The following is a 13,919-nucleotide window of genomic DNA, read 5'->3' on the forward strand; positions in this document are numbered from 1 at the left end:
CCGGTGGCACTATAATAGTCTTCCCCTTCCCAGCCTAACCGGATTTCTGAACCATGCATTACGTGTCCACCCGCGCCGACGCATCGGCCCCGTCCTCGGATTCTTCCTCCGCAGCGCAGTTTTCTGACATTCTCCTGGGCGGCCTGGCCCCCGACGGCGGCCTGTACCTGCCGGCCGAGTATCCCCAGGTCACCGGCGCCGAACTCGATGCCTGGCGCAAGCTGTCCTACGCGGACCTCGCCATCGAGGTCCTGAAGAAGTTCGCAACCGATATTCCCGAGGCGGACCTGGCCGCGCTGGCGCGCAGGACCTACACGCCCGAGGTGTACCGCAACGCGCGCCCGGACGAAAGCGCGGCCGCCATCACGCCGCTGCGCACGCTGGAGGAAGAGGGCGGCAAGAAGCTGGTGCTGCAGGCGCTGTCGAACGGCCCCACCTTGGCGTTCAAGGACATGGCGATGCAGTTGCTGGGCAACCTGTTCGAATACGCGCTGGCCAAGCAGGACGCGCAGCTGAACATCTTCGGCGCCACGTCCGGCGACACGGGCAGCGCGGCCGAATACGCCATGCGCGGCAAGCGCGGGGTGCGCGTGTTCATGCTGTCGCCGCACAAGAAGATGAGCGCGTTCCAGACGGCGCAGATGTTCTCGCTGCAGGACCCGAACATCTTCAACATCGCCGTCGAAGGCGTATTCGACGACTGCCAGGACATGGTCAAGGCCGTGTCGAACGACCTGGAATTCAAGGCGCGCCACAAGATCGGCACCGTCAACTCGATCAACTGGGCCCGCGTGGTGGCGCAGGCGGTGTACTACTTCCGCGGCTACCTGGCCGCCACGACGTCGAACGACCAGAAGGTGTCGTTTACCGTCCCGTCGGGGAACTTCGGCAATATCTGCGCGGGCCACATCGCCCGCATGATGGGACTGCCGATCGACAAGCTGGTGGTCGCCACCAACGAGAACGACGTGCTGGACGAATTCTTCCGCACCGGCGTCTACCGCGTGCGCAAGTCGGCCGAGACGCATCACACCAGCAGCCCGTCGATGGACATCAGCAAGGCGTCCAACTTCGAGCGCTTCGTCTACGACCTGGTGGGGCGCGACCCGGCCCGCGTGCGCGCGCTGTTCGCCAAGGTCGAAACGGACGGCGGCTTCGACCTGTCCGGCCAGCCGGGCAGCGATGGCGACGAGTTCGCCAAGGCGGCGCAGTATGGCTTCAAGTCCGGCAAATCGACCCACGCCGAGCGCGTGCAGACGATCCGCGACGTGGCCGACGACTACGGCATCGTCATCGATACCCACACCGCCGACGGCATCAAGGTCGCCAAGGAACACCTGGAAGAGGGCGTGCCGATGATCGTGCTGGAGACGGCGCTGGCGGCCAAGTTCAACGAGACGATCCTGGAAGCGCTGGGCGAGGACGCCGAGCGCCCGGCCGGCTTCGAGGACATCGAGGCGCTGCCGCAGAAGTTCACCGTGATGCCGCCCGACGTGGACAAGGTGAAGGCGTATATCGCCGCCAACACGGGGCTGTGATGGCACCTGCGCAATCCATGCAACCGATGCTGACGGTGCGCCAGGCGCTCGAGACGCTGCTGGCGGCCGCCCGTCCCGTCGCCGAGGTCGAGAAGGTCGCCACGCTGGCCGCCAACGGCCGCGTGCTGGCCGCGGACCAGGTCTCCACCCTGGACGTGCCGGGCTTCGACAATACGCAGATGGACGGTTATGCCGTGCGCGTGGCCGATTGCGCCAGCGGTGCCGCGACCTTGCCCGTCTCACAACGCATTCCGGCCGGTCACGTGGGCGAACCGCTGCAGCCCGGCACTGCCGCCCGCATCTTCACCGGCGCGTTCATTCCGCAAGGCGCGGATGCCGTGGTGATGCAGGAGCAGTGCGAAGCCGTGGGAGGCAACGTCACGATCCGCCACGTGCCGCAGGCTGGCGACTGGATCCGCCGGCGCGGCGAGGACATCACGGCGGGCAGCGCGATCCTGCGCGCCGGCACCCGGCTGCGCAGCCAGGAGCTGGGCCTGGCCGCCTCGGTCGGGCTGGACCTGCTGCCCGTGCGGCGCAAGCTGCGCGTGGCGGTGTTCTTCACCGGCGACGAGTTGACGATGCCGGGCGAACCGCTGGCACCGGGCGGTATCTACAACTCGAACCGCTTCACCTTGCGTGCGCTGCTGGAAAACCTGGGCTGCGAGATTGCCGATTTCGGCATCGTGCCCGATTCGCTGGTGGCCACGCGGGCCGTGCTGCGCGAGGCGGCCGACGTCAGTGACCTGATCATCACCTCCGGCGGCGTCTCCGTCGGCGAGGAGGACCACATCAAGCCGGCCGTGGAAGCGGAAGGGAAGCTCAATATGTGGCAGATCGCCGTCAAGCCGGGCAAGCCGCTGGCGTTCGGCGAAGTGAAGCAGGCGTTCTTCCTGGGATTGCCGGGCAATCCCGTGTCCAGCTTCGTCACGTTCCTGCTGTTCGTGCGGCCGTTCCTGCTGCGCCTGCAGGGCGCGGAGGCGCCGCCGCCACGCGCTTACGCGCTGCGTGCCGATTTCGCCTGGAAGGGCGACCGGCGCAACGAGTTCCTGCGCGCCCGCGTCAACGAGACGGGTGGCCTGGACCTGTTCCCGAACCAGAGTTCGGGCGTGCTGACGTCCACCGTGTGGGGCGACGGCCTGATCGACAACCCGGCCGGCCAGGCCATAGCAAAGGGCGACGTCGTCCGCTTCCTCCCGTTCAACGAGCTGCTGTACTGACATGCGCATTCAATTGAAATTCTTCGCCAGCGTGCGCGAGAGCGTCGGCAGTGCCGGCGAAACCATCGACGTGCCGGCGGACGTGACCACGGTCGGCGCGCTGCGCGCGCTGCTCGTTGCCCGCGGCGGACCGTGGGCCCTGGCGCTGGCCGAGGGCCGCGCGCTGCGCATGGCCTGCAACCAGCAGATGTGCGATGCGAATGCCGCGCTGCGCGATGGCGCCGAGGTGGCGTTCTTCCCGCCGGTGACCGGCGGCTGAAACCCGGAACCGGAGTCCGGGGTCAGACCCGGCGGGTCTGACTTGCGCTCTCTGCTGCGGGTGAGAAAAGGGTGACAGAAAAGGTGACTGTCACCGTTTTTCTGTTCGGCGCGCGGTAAACTTCGGGGACAGTCCCCTGCGGGGACAGTCCCCAGGGTGCCGCCGGCGGTTACAATGTCGCCCCTATGAGCACCCACACCCCTCAACGCCCCGTCGTCGCCATCGTCGGCGGCGGCCCCGCTGGCCTGATGGCCGCCGAAACGCTGGCGGCCGCCGGCACTTGCGAGATCCACGTGTACGACGCCATGGCTTCCAGCGGGCGCAAGTTCCTGCTGGCCGGGCGCGGCGGGATGAACATCACGCATGCGGAGCCCTATGAGCTGTTCGTCAACCGGTACGGCAGCCGCGCCGCGCAGCTGCGCCCGATGCTCGATGCGTTCGGGCCCGACGCCGTGCGCGCCTGGGTGCATGGCTTGGGTGTGGCGACGTTCGTCGGCTCGTCGCAGCGCGTGTTCCCGACCGAGATGAAAGCCGCGCCCCTGTTGCGGGCGTGGCTGCACCGGCTGCGCGAAGCGGGTGTGCACCTGCACCAGCGCCACCGCTGGAGCGGCTGGCAGGACGGTGCGCTGCGGTTCGATACGCCGGCCGGTCCCACCGCGGTGCGGCCCGCCGCGACGGTCCTGGCGCTGGGCGGCGCCAGCTGGGCGCGGCTGGGTTCCGACGGCGCCTGGGTGCGGCTGCTGGCGCAGCACGGCATCGGCGTGGCGCCGCTGCAGCCGGCCAATTGCGGCTTCGACGTGGGCTGGAGCGAGCATTTCGCCAGCCGCCATGCGGGGCAGCCGCTGACGACGGTGGCGGCCACCTGGACGGATGGCGCCGGCCAGCGCGTGCGCAGGCAGGGCCAGTTCGTCGTCACGGCCACCGGCGTCGAAGGCAGCTTGGTGTATGCCATGTCCGCGCCCGTGCGCGACGCGATCGCGGCACACGGCAGCGCCACCATCGAACTGGACCTGCTGCCCGACCTGACGCACGAGCGCGTGCTGGAAGAGGTCGCGCGGCCGCGCGGCAGCCGTTCGCTGGCGTCGCATCTGCAGGGCCGCCTGCACGTCAAGGGCGTCAAGGCTGGCCTGCTGCACGAATGCCTGGGCAAGGAGGAATACCACGATCCGGCCAGGCTGGCGGCCGCCCTGAAAGCGTTGCCCCTGACGTTGCGCGCGCCGCGCCCGATCGACGAGGCGATCAGCAGCGCGGGCGGGGTGCGTTTCGAGGAGCTGGCGGGCACGATGCTGCGCGCAGTGCCGGGCGTATTCGTCGCCGGCGAAATGCTGGACTGGGAAGCGCCCACGGGCGGCTATTTGCTGACGGCCTGCCTGGCCAGCGGCGTGGCGGCCGGGCGCGACGTGGCGCGCTGGCTGGACGCTCGCCAGCCCGGCTACTCGAACTCGACCGAGCCGGAGCCGGTGCGGCTGACCACGCGCTCGTCCGGATTGCCGTAGACGGTCGCGTCGCCGCTGCCGGCGACCGACACGACGACCGACTTGCGGGCGAATGCACGGGTGGAGCCGGAGCCATGGATCTTGACGATGGCGTCGTCGCAGGCCATGTGCTCGGCATCGATGTCGCCCGAGCCGGAGATCTCGGCGGACAGGTTGCGGCAACTGCCCGACGTGGCGATCGTGCCCGAGCCGACCATTTCCAGTTCCACATCCTCGCTGTTGCCGGCCTTGACGTCCAGCGTGCCCGAACCCCGCACCGCCGCCTTGACGTGGCGGTAGCGGCCGTTGAACGACAGGCTGCCGGAACCATTCATCGTCAAGGTCAGGCGCTCGCCCGAGAAGCCGTGCACGCTGCTGTCGCCGTTGCCGCGCACCGTGATCTCGGCCAGCGACGGCAGCTCGAGCTCGACCTGCAGGGGGCGGCGGTGATGAAATACCATGCCCGTCGTGCCGATCCGCAGCGTTTCGTGCTCCTGCGTCGTCGCGACATTGCCCAGCAGGCGCTGCTCGCCCCGCACCCGCAGCTTCGGCACGCTGCCCTGGCGCACGGTCAGGTCGATGGGGCCTTCCAGGTCGATGGCGCGGATGCCGTTGCCGATCTCGCGCGTTTCCGTGCGCGTGACGCGGCCCGCCGTGCTGGAAGGATTGGCGACGCCCTGGGCACGCAGCATGCTGTACGACACGCCGACCAGCACGAAGGCCAGCACCAGCAGCGACAGGGCGATCTTGACGAGTGTTCGCAGGCGCATGTCAGCGTCCTCGCAGCAGGGAGTAGTTCATTTGCACATAGCGCTTCAGGCCGATGGCCGTGAAGCGGGTGACGACCAGCGACAACAGGAACAGGCCGATGCCGCCGAGGATCATGGAACCGCCCAATACCGTCTGTGCGGCGCGCGACGAGCCTTCGCGGTCGATGACGATGCGCACGCTGCCGTCCGCCATCGCCTCCGCGCTGTCGAGGATGCGTTCGGAGCGGCTGGCCATGGCCCCGTCGGCGCGTTCGGCGACTGCCTCCTGCTCGACGCGGATGCCTTCGTCGCCGATCGAGATGCGGGTTTCGACCGGGCCGTCCTCGTCGCTGTCGGTGGAGAACCCCATCACGTGGTGCAGGGGGCCGGACAGGACGATCTCGTTGGCGCCTGCCAGGCCGCTGGCGGTGATGGCGACGCCGCTGACATAGACGCTGGCCGAGGCGATGTAGAGCGCCATCAGGAGCGCCGCGAAGACGGCGGCCGGCACCACCATGAACAGGTTGAACACGGTCAGGCCCGCAAAGGAGACGGCCATGCGCAGCGCGCCCGCCGGCCGCTTGCGCGGCTCCAGCGTGGCCATGTGCGCGTTGGCGCGCAACGTCATGGCGATCTTGCGCGGCTCGTCCAGTTCCGCCGCCACCTCGGCCTCGCTGCGCCCGACCGTCAGGCCGTCGATGAAGCGCTGCTCGTAATACGCCAGGGTGCGCGCCACCTGTTCCGGCGGCAGGCCGGCCAGCGCCTTGCGCAGCGCGTCGAGGTAGTCCTCTTTGCTCATTGCCGCCATTCCCCGCCTACGCGTGCTGCAGCAGCGGCAGCGCATCCGCGTGCGTGGCGACCGCGCTGCTGGTGACTATCACGGCGACGCTGGCCGTCGCGAGCGCCACCACCAGCGCCGCCGCCAGTGCCAGGGTTGCCGGTCTTGCCGATGCGCTGCGTCTCATGTGTTGCCTCTTTCGTCATCCAGGTTGTCCATGCTGGCACTGTACGCAGCCGGCCGCCGGCCCACCAGTTGCTTGCGACAGGCTGCAGGAATGGCGCCCCAGGCGGCGGCGAGAGAGGACAGGCGGCCATGCTCAGCGCCGCTGGCGCAGCAGGGCGGCGGCGGCCAGGCCGCTGCGCACGGCCATTTCCAGGGTGGCCGGATAGTCGCCGGCGGTGTAGTCGCCGGCCAGCACGAGGCCCGGCCACGGCGTGGCGTTGGCGGGACGCGCCAGTCCCGGCGTGCTGGCGTGGGTGGCCCGCTTTTCCGTGACGACGGTGCTCCAGACGGGCGTGGCCAGCGCCGGCAGGCCGAATTCGGCCGCCAGTTGCACCGCGATCGCGGCAGCGAGGTCCGGCCGGGGCAACGCGGCGGCCTCTCCGGCGGCGCTGACGATGACTGCCAGCATGCCGGACTGGCCGTCGTCCAGCTGGCCACGGTCGAACACGAACTGGCCCCAGCGGCCCGCCGCCGCAGCGTCTTCCAGCGCGAAGAACGGTTGCGCCAGCCGCAGCGCCGGGTCGTACTGCAGGTAGCAGGTCGCAATCGGTTCGGGCGCCAGCGCATCCAGCAGCGCCGTCACGGGCCCACTGTCCGGCAATGGCGCCAGCAGCTGGCTTGCCGCCGCCGGGGCCACCGCCAGCACGATGCCGTCGAACGTTTCGTCGCCCACGCGCCAGTGCGCGCCGTCCGGCACGAGCGCCTCGACCCGCGCGCCGGTGCGGACCATGGCGCCATGGCTTGCCAGCCAGCGGGCCGCGGCATCGGGAAACAGCGCGGACAGGTCGGCGCGGGGCAGCAGCATGTCGGACGCGGCGCGGCCGGCGCCCAGGCTGTCGCGCAGCACGGCGAGGAACACGTTTGCCGAAGCCTGCCCGGGTGCCGTGTTCAGTGCGGCCAGGCACAGGGGCCGCCACATCAGCCGGTACAGCCGTTCGGTCTGGTCGAAGCGTTCCAGCAGTTCGGTCACGCTGCAGTCGTGGTCCAGGCGCCAGCCCAGCCAGCGCGCGGTCGTCGAGAAGCGCGCCATCGCCAGCTTGTCGGCGCGCGCCAGCCCCTGGGCGCGCAGCAGGGCCACTGCCAGGTGCAGCGGCGCGGGCAGGCGCGGCGCCACGAAGTCCATGCCGCCACTGCCGGGCGGGTAGCGCATCTGCAGCGGCAAGGTGAGGAAGGCCTGGCGCCGGTCGACGCCGACGGTGGCCAGCAGGCGCAGCGTGCGGTCGTAGGCACCCAGCAGGATGTGCTGGCCGTTGTCCAGGGTGCGGCCGGCGTGCTCGATGCGGCGGGCCCGCCCGCCCAGGGTACGGGCAGCCTCGAACAGCGTGACCCGGACCCCGCGACGCGCCAGGTCGACGGCGGCCGCGCACCCGGCCCAGCCGCCGCCGACGACGGCAACGGACGGCGTCATGCCAAGGCGCGCATCAGCTGCGCACCCACGTCTTCCAGGCCAGCCACAGCTTGCGCAGCGGCGTCAGCGAAATGCGCTGGGTCAGCACGTGGTAGCCGTCGCGCTGGATCTCGTCCAGCAAGGTGCGGTAGATGGCCGCCATGATCAGGCCGGGGCGCTGCGCGCGCCGGTCTTCCTTCGGCAGCAGCGCGAACGCCTCGTCATAGGCCTGCTGCGCACGCGCGGCCTGGAACGCCATCAGCTTGGTGAAGTTGTCCGTGTGGCGGGCGTTCAGCAGGTCGGCCGCGGTCACGCCGAACTGCTGCAGCTCGTTGATCGGCAGGTAGATGCGGCCCTTGCGGGCATCCTCGCCCACGTCGCGGATGATGTTGGTCAGCTGGAACGCATGGCCCAGCTTTTCCGCATACTGCAGGGTCTCCGGCCGGGTAGCGCCGAAAATGCTGGCCGACAGGATGCCGACCACGCTGGCCACGTGCCAGCAGTACTTGGTCAGGCCCGCGTAATCGAGATAGCGGGTCTGGTTCAGGTCCATCTCCATGCCGTCGATGATGGCGTGCAGGTGCTCCTGCTTCAGTGTGTAGGTGTGCAGGAAGGGCTGCAGGGCCTTGGTGACGGGGTGCGTCGGCTTGCCCTCGACCATGGCGCCCAGCTCCGTGCGCCACCAGGCCAGCTTGATGCGGGCCAGCGATTCGTCGCTGGTTTCGTCGACCGTGTCGTCCACTTCGCGGCAGAAGGCATACAGCGCCGTGATCGCGCGGCGGCGTTCGGGCGGCAGGAACAGGAAGCTGTAATAGAAACTGGAGCCGCTTTGGGCGGCCTTCTGCTGGCAGTATTCGTCGGGAGACATATTATTATGGTCGAAGTGAAGCGGAAAAGCCGCTATTCTATAGGCAACTGCCCGTTCAGCCTCGTCTCATCCGCAACGCCCGCCAGAAAACCTTGAGCCAGTCCAGTCGCGCCAGCTTCGGGCGACGCCGGAACACGTCGTGGTCGACCTCCTCGATCGCCTCCAGGATGCGCAGGCCGCCTTGCACCACCAGGCGCAACTCCAGGCCGATGCGGCCCGGCAGGCGCAGTGCCAGCGGCGCGCCGGACAGCATCAGCGCGCGCGCCCGCTGCACCTCGAAGCGCATCAGGGCGCGCCATTTGCCGCGCGCTTCCGGCGCGGCCATCTGCGCCGGCGGCACGGCGAACCGGGCCAGGTCTTCCATCGGCAGGTAGATGCGCTCCTTGGTCTCGTCGATCGCGACGTCCTGCAGGAAGTTGATCAGCTGGAGCGCGGAGCAGATCGCATTCGAGTCGCGCACGTTTTCGTCGCTGGCCGCGCCGTATAGATGAAGCATCAGCAGGCCGACCGGGTTGGCCGAGCGGGCGCAGTAGTCCAGCAGGGCCTCGTAGGTCTGGTAGCGCGTCACGACGATGTCCTGGCGGAAGGCCGACAGCAGGTCGTGGAACGGCTTGAACGGCAGGTCGTATTCGCGGATGACGCCAGCCAGGCGCTGGAACAGGGGCGGCAGGGCGCCGCGACCCAGTTCGATGTGCACCAGCGCCGCCTCGTACTCGTGCAGCGCGGCCAGGCGCTGTTCGGGCGTGGCATCGCCTTCGTCGGCGATGTCGTCGGCGCTGCGGGCAAACGCATAGATCGCCTCGACGGCGGGAATCAGGCGTTTCGGCAGCAGCAGGGAAGCGACCGGGAAGTTTTCGTAATGCTCGACGGGCATAGGCAGAGTACAGACTGGACCAGGTAGTGGGTGCGCTCGAAATAAATGACGCCAAAGTCATTTTCAAACGATGACACCGCGACTATAATTTTTAACTTAACGGAAAGTCATTTATTTAATCGCTGCAATCATAGTGGCATTCGGTTACCACCGCAATCGAGATGCGGGCGCGGCCCCGAGAGAAGAAGTAAAAGGAGAACGATGTGCAAGTCCTGAAGTCCCCCCTGACGCTGCTGGCCGTGGCGGCGCTGCTGGTCGCCTGTTCCAAGCCGGCCGAGAAGTCGGAAGATATCCGCCCCGTGCGCGCCATCGTGCTGGCCGCGTCGTCCGTCGACGTCGACGCCGAATTTTCCGGCGAGGTGCGGGCCCGCTACGAGTCGCGCCTGGGTTTCCGCGTGCCCGGCAAGATTGTCTCGCGCAAGGTGGAGGTAGGCAGCACGGTAAAACGTGGCCAGGTGCTGATGCAGCTGGACCCGCAGGACTTGCAGTTGTCGCAGGCGCAGGCGCTGGCCTCGCTGCGCGCGGCCGAGACGAGCCGCGACCTGGCGGACGCGGAGCTGAAGCGCTACCGCGAGCTGCGGCGGCAGAATTTCGTCAGCCAGGCCGTGCTGGACCAGCGCGAGTCGGCCTATAAGTCCGCGCAGGCCAATGTGGAGGCCGCGCGCGCGCTGTACCGCACCCAGTCGAACCAGGCCGGCTATGCCAGCCTGACTTCCGACGTCGACGGTGTCGTCACCGCGATCGACGCCGAGACGGGCATGGTGGTCGCCGCCGGCACGCCGGTGGTGCGGGTGGCGCGCACGGACGAGAAGGAAGTGGTGTTCGGTGTCCCTGAAGACAAGGTCGAGGCCCTGCGCAAGCTGGCGACCGTCAAGGTGCGGCTGTGGTCGGACCCCGACCATCCGTTTACCGGCAAGATCCGCGAAGTGGCGCCCGTGGCCGACCCGGCCACGCGCACCTACGCGTTCAAGGTCACGCTGCCGCCGGAAGTGACGGCGGCGAAGCTGGGCATGACGGCCGTGGCCCGGTTCGAATCGCATTCGGACGCACCGCGCATCAAGGTGCCGCTGTCTGCGCTGTACCACGAGAAGAACGCCACCTCGGCCTGGGTCGTGGAGCGGGGCGTCGTCAAGCTGGTGCCCGTGACCGTGGCCGGCGCGGACGGCAACGACCTGGTCGTCGACAAGGGCCTCGCGCCCGGCCAGACGGTCGTCACGGCCGGCGTGCACCTGCTCAAACCGGGCCAGAAGGTGACGATCCTGGGCGACGACCTGCCGAAGGCGGCCGGAGCCGCCAAATGAAGGACTTCAACCTGTCGCGCTGGGCGCTGGAACACATCCCGCTGACGCGCTACCTGATCGCCGTGATGCTGATCGGCGGCATGCTCAGCTACAAGAACCTGGGCCAGGACGAGGACCCGCCGTTCACGTTCCGGGCGATGGTGGTGCAGGCCTTCTGGCCGGGCGCGACCGCGCTGCAGATGGCCGACCAGGTCACCGACAAGCTGGAAAAGAAGCTGCAGGAGACGCCCTACATCGACGAGATCAGCAGCTACTCGAAGCCGGGCCAGACCTTGATCATCCTGAACCTGCGCGAATCCACGCCGCCCAAGGAGACGGCGGCGGCCTGGTACCAGGTGCGCAAGAAGATCGGCGACATCCGCAGTACCTTGCCGGCCGGCGTGCAGGGCCCCGTCTTCAACGACGAATTCGGCGATACCTACGGCTCCATCTTCGCGCTGTCCGGCGACGGCTTCACGTATGCGCAGATGAAGGACTATGCGGACTTCGTGCGCCAGCAGTTGCTGGCCGTGCCCAAGGTGTCGAAGGTCGAACTGTTCGGCGTGCAGGAAGAGAAGATCACCATCGAGTTCTCGCACCAGAAGTTCGCCCAGCTGGGCATCTCGTTCGACCAGATCGTCAACCAGATCGCCACCCAGAACAGCGTCGAATCGACCGGCACGCTGGTCACGCCGAGCGACAACCTGCAGGTGCGCGTCACGGGTGCGCTGGTGACGGTCAAGGACCTGGAGAACCTCGAGCTGCGCGCCAGCGGCACCACGTTCCGCCTGGGCGACTTCGCCCGGGTCACGCGCGGCTATGAAGACCCGCCATTGGAGAAGATGCGCTTCAACGGCAAGGAGGTGATCGGCCTCGGGGTGTCGATGGAAAAGGGCGGCAACATCATCGAACTGGGCAAGGCCATGGAAGCGACGGTGTCCGCGCTGAAGGGCAAGCTCCCCGTCGGCATCGAGCTCGAACGCGTGTCGAACCAGCCGCAGGCCGTCACCGCGTCCGTCGGCGAATTCGTGCGCACGCTGATCGAGGCGGTGCTGATCGTGCTGGCCGTCAGCTTCGTGGCGCTCGGCCTGCACACCAAGCCGAAGCTGCGCCTGGACGTGCGCCCCGGCCTGGTGGTGGCGCTGACGATCCCGCTGGTGCTGGCCGTGACGTTCCTGTTCATGCGCATGCTCGACATCGACCTGCACAAGATCTCGCTGGGCGCGCTGATCATCGCACTGGGCCTCCTGGTGGACGACGCCATCATCGCCGTCGAGATGATGGTGCGGAAAATGGAAGAGGGCCTGTCGCGCTTCGATGCGGCGACCTATGCCTACACATCGACCGCGCTGCCGATGCTGACGGGGACCTTGATCACGGTGGCAGGCTTCCTGCCGATCGGGCTGGCCAAGTCGGCCGCCGGCGAATACACGTTCTCGCTGTTCTCCGTGAACGCGATCGCGCTGATCACGTCGTGGGTCGTGGCCGTGGTGTTTACGCCCTACATCGGCTACATCCTGCTGAAGGTCAAACCGCACGCCGAGGGCGAGCATGGCCACGACGTGTTCGACACGCCGGGCTTCCGCCGCTTCCGCGCCGTCGTCACCTGGTGCGTCGAATGGCGCAAGGTCACCATCGGCGCCACCCTGCTGGTGTTCGCGCTGGGCATCTACGGCTTCAACTTCATCGAGAAGCAGTTCTTCCCCGATTCGTCGCGCCCCGAGCTGATGGTGGAGATGTGGTCGCCCGAGGGCACGGCGTTTGCCGCCAACGAGGTGCAGGTGAAGAAGTTCGAGGCGTTCATCCGCGCCCAGCCGGGCGTGGAGAGCGTGACGAGCTACGTGGGCACGGGCAGCCCGCGCTTCTACCTGCCGCTGGACCAGATCTTCCCGCAGTCGAACGTGTCGCAGATCGTCGTGCTGCCGAAGGACCTGGCCGCGCGCGCCGCGCTGTACAAGCAGATCACGCAGGTGTTCAAGACCGACTTCCCGGAGGTGCGCGGGCGCGTCAAGCTGCTGCCGAACGGCCCGCCGGTACCGTATCCCGTGCAGTTCCGCGTGACCGGCACCGAGGTCGACAAGGTGCGCGCGATCGCCGACCAGGTCAAGGACATCATGCGCGCCAATCCGAGCGCGGTGGGCGTCAACGACAACTGGAACGAGTCCGTCAAGGTGCTGCGCCTCGACCTGGACCAGGACCGGATGCGCGCGCTGGGCGTCACGTCGCAGACGGTGATGCGGGTAGCGAACACGATCCTGTCCGGCACCACGGTGGGCCAGTTCCGCGAAGGGATCCGCCTGGTCGACATCCAGGTGCGCCAGCCGGTGGCGGAGCGCAGCACGATGGAGATGCTGAACAACACCAACGTGCCGACGGCGTCCGGCAAGTCGGTGCCGATCTCGCAACTGGCCCGCGTCCACTTCGTGTGGGAGCCGGGCGTGGTGTGGCGCCTGGGTCGCGAATGGGCCATCACGGTGCAGGCCGACGTGGCCGAAGGCATCCAGGGGCCGACCGTCTCGGGCCAGATCAATCCGAAACTGGACGCGCTGCGCGCGCAGCTGCCGGCCGGCTACCGCATCGTCGAGAAGGGCGCCGCGTCCGACAGCGGCGAAGCGGAGCAGTCAATCGCCGTCAACCTGCCGCTGGCGCTGTTCCTGATCTTCACGCTGCTGATGCTGCAGCTCCACAGCTTCTCCCGCTCCCTGCTGGTGTTCCTGACGGGGCCGCTGGGCGTGGCCGGTGCCGCGTTCGCGTTGCTGTTGCTGGGCCGGCCGCTGGGCTTCGTCGCCAACCTGGGCATCATCGCGCTGTTCGGCATGATCATCCGCAACTCCGTGATCCTGGTCGACCAGATCGAGCAGGACATCCAGGCCGGCGCCGCGCCGTGGGATGCGATCATCGAGGCGGCCGTGCGGCGCTGCCGGCCGATTCTGCTGACGGCGGCCGCCGCCGCGCTGGCCATGATCCCGCTGTCGCGCTCCGTGTTCTGGGGTCCGATGGCCGTGGCGATCATGGGCGGCCTGGTGCTGGCCACCGCGCTGACGCTGCTGTTCCTGCCGGCGCTGTACGCGGCCTGGTTCCGCGTCAAGAAGCCGGCGCACTGACGCTGCAAAGGCCGAGCTCGTGTCCAACCGCGACGCACGCAGCAGGGGTTTCGCGGAGTGCAGCTCCGCGCCTGCGCAGGGGGAAGCGCCATGCAAGCGCTGCCCTGTTCAGACCCCGACTGCGACACGAGTTCGGCAGGTTACTGCCGGCGTGATGCTGCTTTT

12 protein-coding genes are annotated in these 13,919 nt (G+C 68.3%); 6 read left to right on the forward strand and 6 right to left on the reverse strand.

The genetic code is table 11. The features are described from left to right. Positions 1-53: 53 nt before the first annotated feature. The 4 genes from thrC to PX653_RS06800 all read left to right on the forward strand — a co-directional run bounded on the left by thrC (position 54) and on the right by PX653_RS06800 (position 4,510). A complete protein-coding gene (gene thrC, locus PX653_RS06785) occupies positions 54-1,538 on the forward strand; it encodes a threonine synthase (RefSeq protein WP_277417147.1) in 1,485 nt (494 codons plus the stop codon). A gap of 26 nt (positions 1,539-1,564) precedes the next feature. Further along, positions 1,565-2,755: a molybdopterin molybdotransferase MoeA gene (locus tag PX653_RS06790; protein ID WP_277418528.1), complete on the forward strand. Its 1,191-nt coding sequence runs from the start codon at positions 1,565-1,567 to the stop codon at positions 2,753-2,755. A 1-nt stretch (position 2,756) separates the two neighbouring features. Beyond that, positions 2,757-3,014, forward strand: coding sequence for a molybdopterin converting factor subunit 1 (moaD, locus tag PX653_RS06795; protein ID WP_277417148.1), 258 nt, complete (start codon positions 2,757-2,759; stop codon positions 3,012-3,014). Between the two features lie 185 nt (positions 3,015-3,199). Beyond that, positions 3,200-4,510 carry a TIGR03862 family flavoprotein gene (locus tag PX653_RS06800; protein WP_277417149.1) on the forward strand — a complete coding sequence of 437 codons (1,311 nt, stop codon included), beginning with the start codon at positions 3,200-3,202 and terminating at the stop codon, positions 4,508-4,510. Here PX653_RS06800 and PX653_RS06805 read toward each other — a convergent pair. The 6 genes from PX653_RS06805 to hpnC all read right to left on the reverse strand — a co-directional run bounded on the left by PX653_RS06805 (position 4,447) and on the right by hpnC (position 9,370). Further along, the gene (locus PX653_RS06805; protein WP_307731022.1) at positions 4,447-5,259 is read right to left on the reverse strand and encodes a head GIN domain-containing protein; all 813 of its coding nucleotides are present in this window, start codon (positions 5,257-5,259) and stop codon (positions 4,447-4,449) included. The genes PX653_RS06800 and PX653_RS06805 overlap by 64 nt on opposite strands. 1 nt (position 5,260) lies before the next feature. Further along, positions 5,261-6,037, reverse strand: a complete 777-nt coding sequence (locus tag PX653_RS06810; protein ID WP_277417150.1) for a DUF1700 domain-containing protein — start codon at positions 6,035-6,037, stop codon at positions 5,261-5,263. Between the two features lie 16 nt (positions 6,038-6,053). Beyond that, the gene (locus PX653_RS06815; protein WP_277417151.1) at positions 6,054-6,203 is read right to left on the reverse strand and encodes a hypothetical protein; all 150 of its coding nucleotides are present in this window, start codon (positions 6,201-6,203) and stop codon (positions 6,054-6,056) included. Positions 6,204-6,335: 132 nt separating this feature from the next. After that, positions 6,336-7,649, reverse strand: coding sequence for a hydroxysqualene dehydroxylase HpnE (gene hpnE / locus PX653_RS06820; protein ID WP_277417152.1), 1,314 nt, complete (start codon positions 7,647-7,649; stop codon positions 6,336-6,338). Between the two features lie 13 nt (positions 7,650-7,662). After that, complete coding sequence (hpnD, locus tag PX653_RS06825) at positions 7,663-8,496, reverse strand: presqualene diphosphate synthase HpnD (protein ID WP_277417153.1); 834 nt, start codon at positions 8,494-8,496, stop codon at positions 7,663-7,665. Positions 8,497-8,551: 55 nt separating this feature from the next. Beyond that, a complete protein-coding gene (gene hpnC / locus PX653_RS06830; protein WP_277417154.1) occupies positions 8,552-9,370 on the reverse strand; it encodes a squalene synthase HpnC in 819 nt (272 codons plus the stop codon). Positions 9,371-9,573: 203 nt separating this feature from the next. Between hpnC and PX653_RS06835 the strand changes: the two genes are divergently transcribed. Both PX653_RS06835 and PX653_RS06840 read left to right on the forward strand, forming a co-directional pair. Further along, positions 9,574-10,671, forward strand: coding sequence for an efflux RND transporter periplasmic adaptor subunit (locus tag PX653_RS06835; RefSeq protein WP_277417155.1), 1,098 nt, complete (start codon positions 9,574-9,576; stop codon positions 10,669-10,671). Beyond that, positions 10,668-13,754 (forward strand): efflux RND transporter permease subunit, encoded by a 3,087-nt coding sequence (locus PX653_RS06840; protein ID WP_277417156.1) that lies wholly within the window; start codon positions 10,668-10,670, stop codon positions 13,752-13,754. Before PX653_RS06835 ends, PX653_RS06840 begins: the two co-directional genes overlap by 4 nt. The last annotated feature ends 165 nt before the right edge of the window (positions 13,755-13,919 follow it).

Source organism: Pseudoduganella chitinolytica (assembly GCF_029028125.1).
Taxonomy (GTDB): Bacteria; Pseudomonadota; Gammaproteobacteria; order Burkholderiales; family Burkholderiaceae_D; genus Rugamonas; species Rugamonas chitinolytica.

What these genes read in the sequence shown, in the direction of transcription:
- hpnC (WP_277417154.1), bottom strand. Translation starts at nt 9,370, where the DNA reads ATGCCCGTCGAGCATTACGAAAACTTCCCGGTCGCTTCCCTGCTGCTG.
- hpnE (WP_277417152.1), bottom strand. Translation starts at nt 7,649, where the DNA reads ATGACGCCGTCCGTTGCCGTCGTCGGCGGCGGCTGGGCCGGGTGCGCG.
- PX653_RS06810 (WP_277417150.1), bottom strand. Translation starts at nt 6,037, where the DNA reads ATGAGCAAAGAGGACTACCTCGACGCGCTGCGCAAGGCGCTGGCCGGC.
- PX653_RS06815 (WP_277417151.1), bottom strand. Translation starts at nt 6,203, where the DNA reads ATGAGACGCAGCGCATCGGCAAGACCGGCAACCCTGGCACTGGCGGCG.
- moaD (WP_277417148.1), top strand. Translation starts at nt 2,757, where the DNA reads ATGCGCATTCAATTGAAATTCTTCGCCAGCGTGCGCGAGAGCGTCGGC.
- PX653_RS06840 (WP_277417156.1), top strand. Translation starts at nt 10,668, where the DNA reads ATGAAGGACTTCAACCTGTCGCGCTGGGCGCTGGAACACATCCCGCTG.
- PX653_RS06790 (WP_277418528.1), top strand. Translation starts at nt 1,565, where the DNA reads ATGCTGACGGTGCGCCAGGCGCTCGAGACGCTGCTGGCGGCCGCCCGT.
- hpnD (WP_277417153.1), bottom strand. Translation starts at nt 8,496, where the DNA reads ATGTCTCCCGACGAATACTGCCAGCAGAAGGCCGCCCAAAGCGGCTCC.
- PX653_RS06805 (WP_307731022.1), bottom strand. Translation starts at nt 5,259, where the DNA reads ATGCGCCTGCGAACACTCGTCAAGATCGCCCTGTCGCTGCTGGTGCTG.
- thrC (WP_277417147.1), top strand. Translation starts at nt 54, where the DNA reads ATGCATTACGTGTCCACCCGCGCCGACGCATCGGCCCCGTCCTCGGAT.
- PX653_RS06800 (WP_277417149.1), top strand. Translation starts at nt 3,200, where the DNA reads ATGAGCACCCACACCCCTCAACGCCCCGTCGTCGCCATCGTCGGCGGC.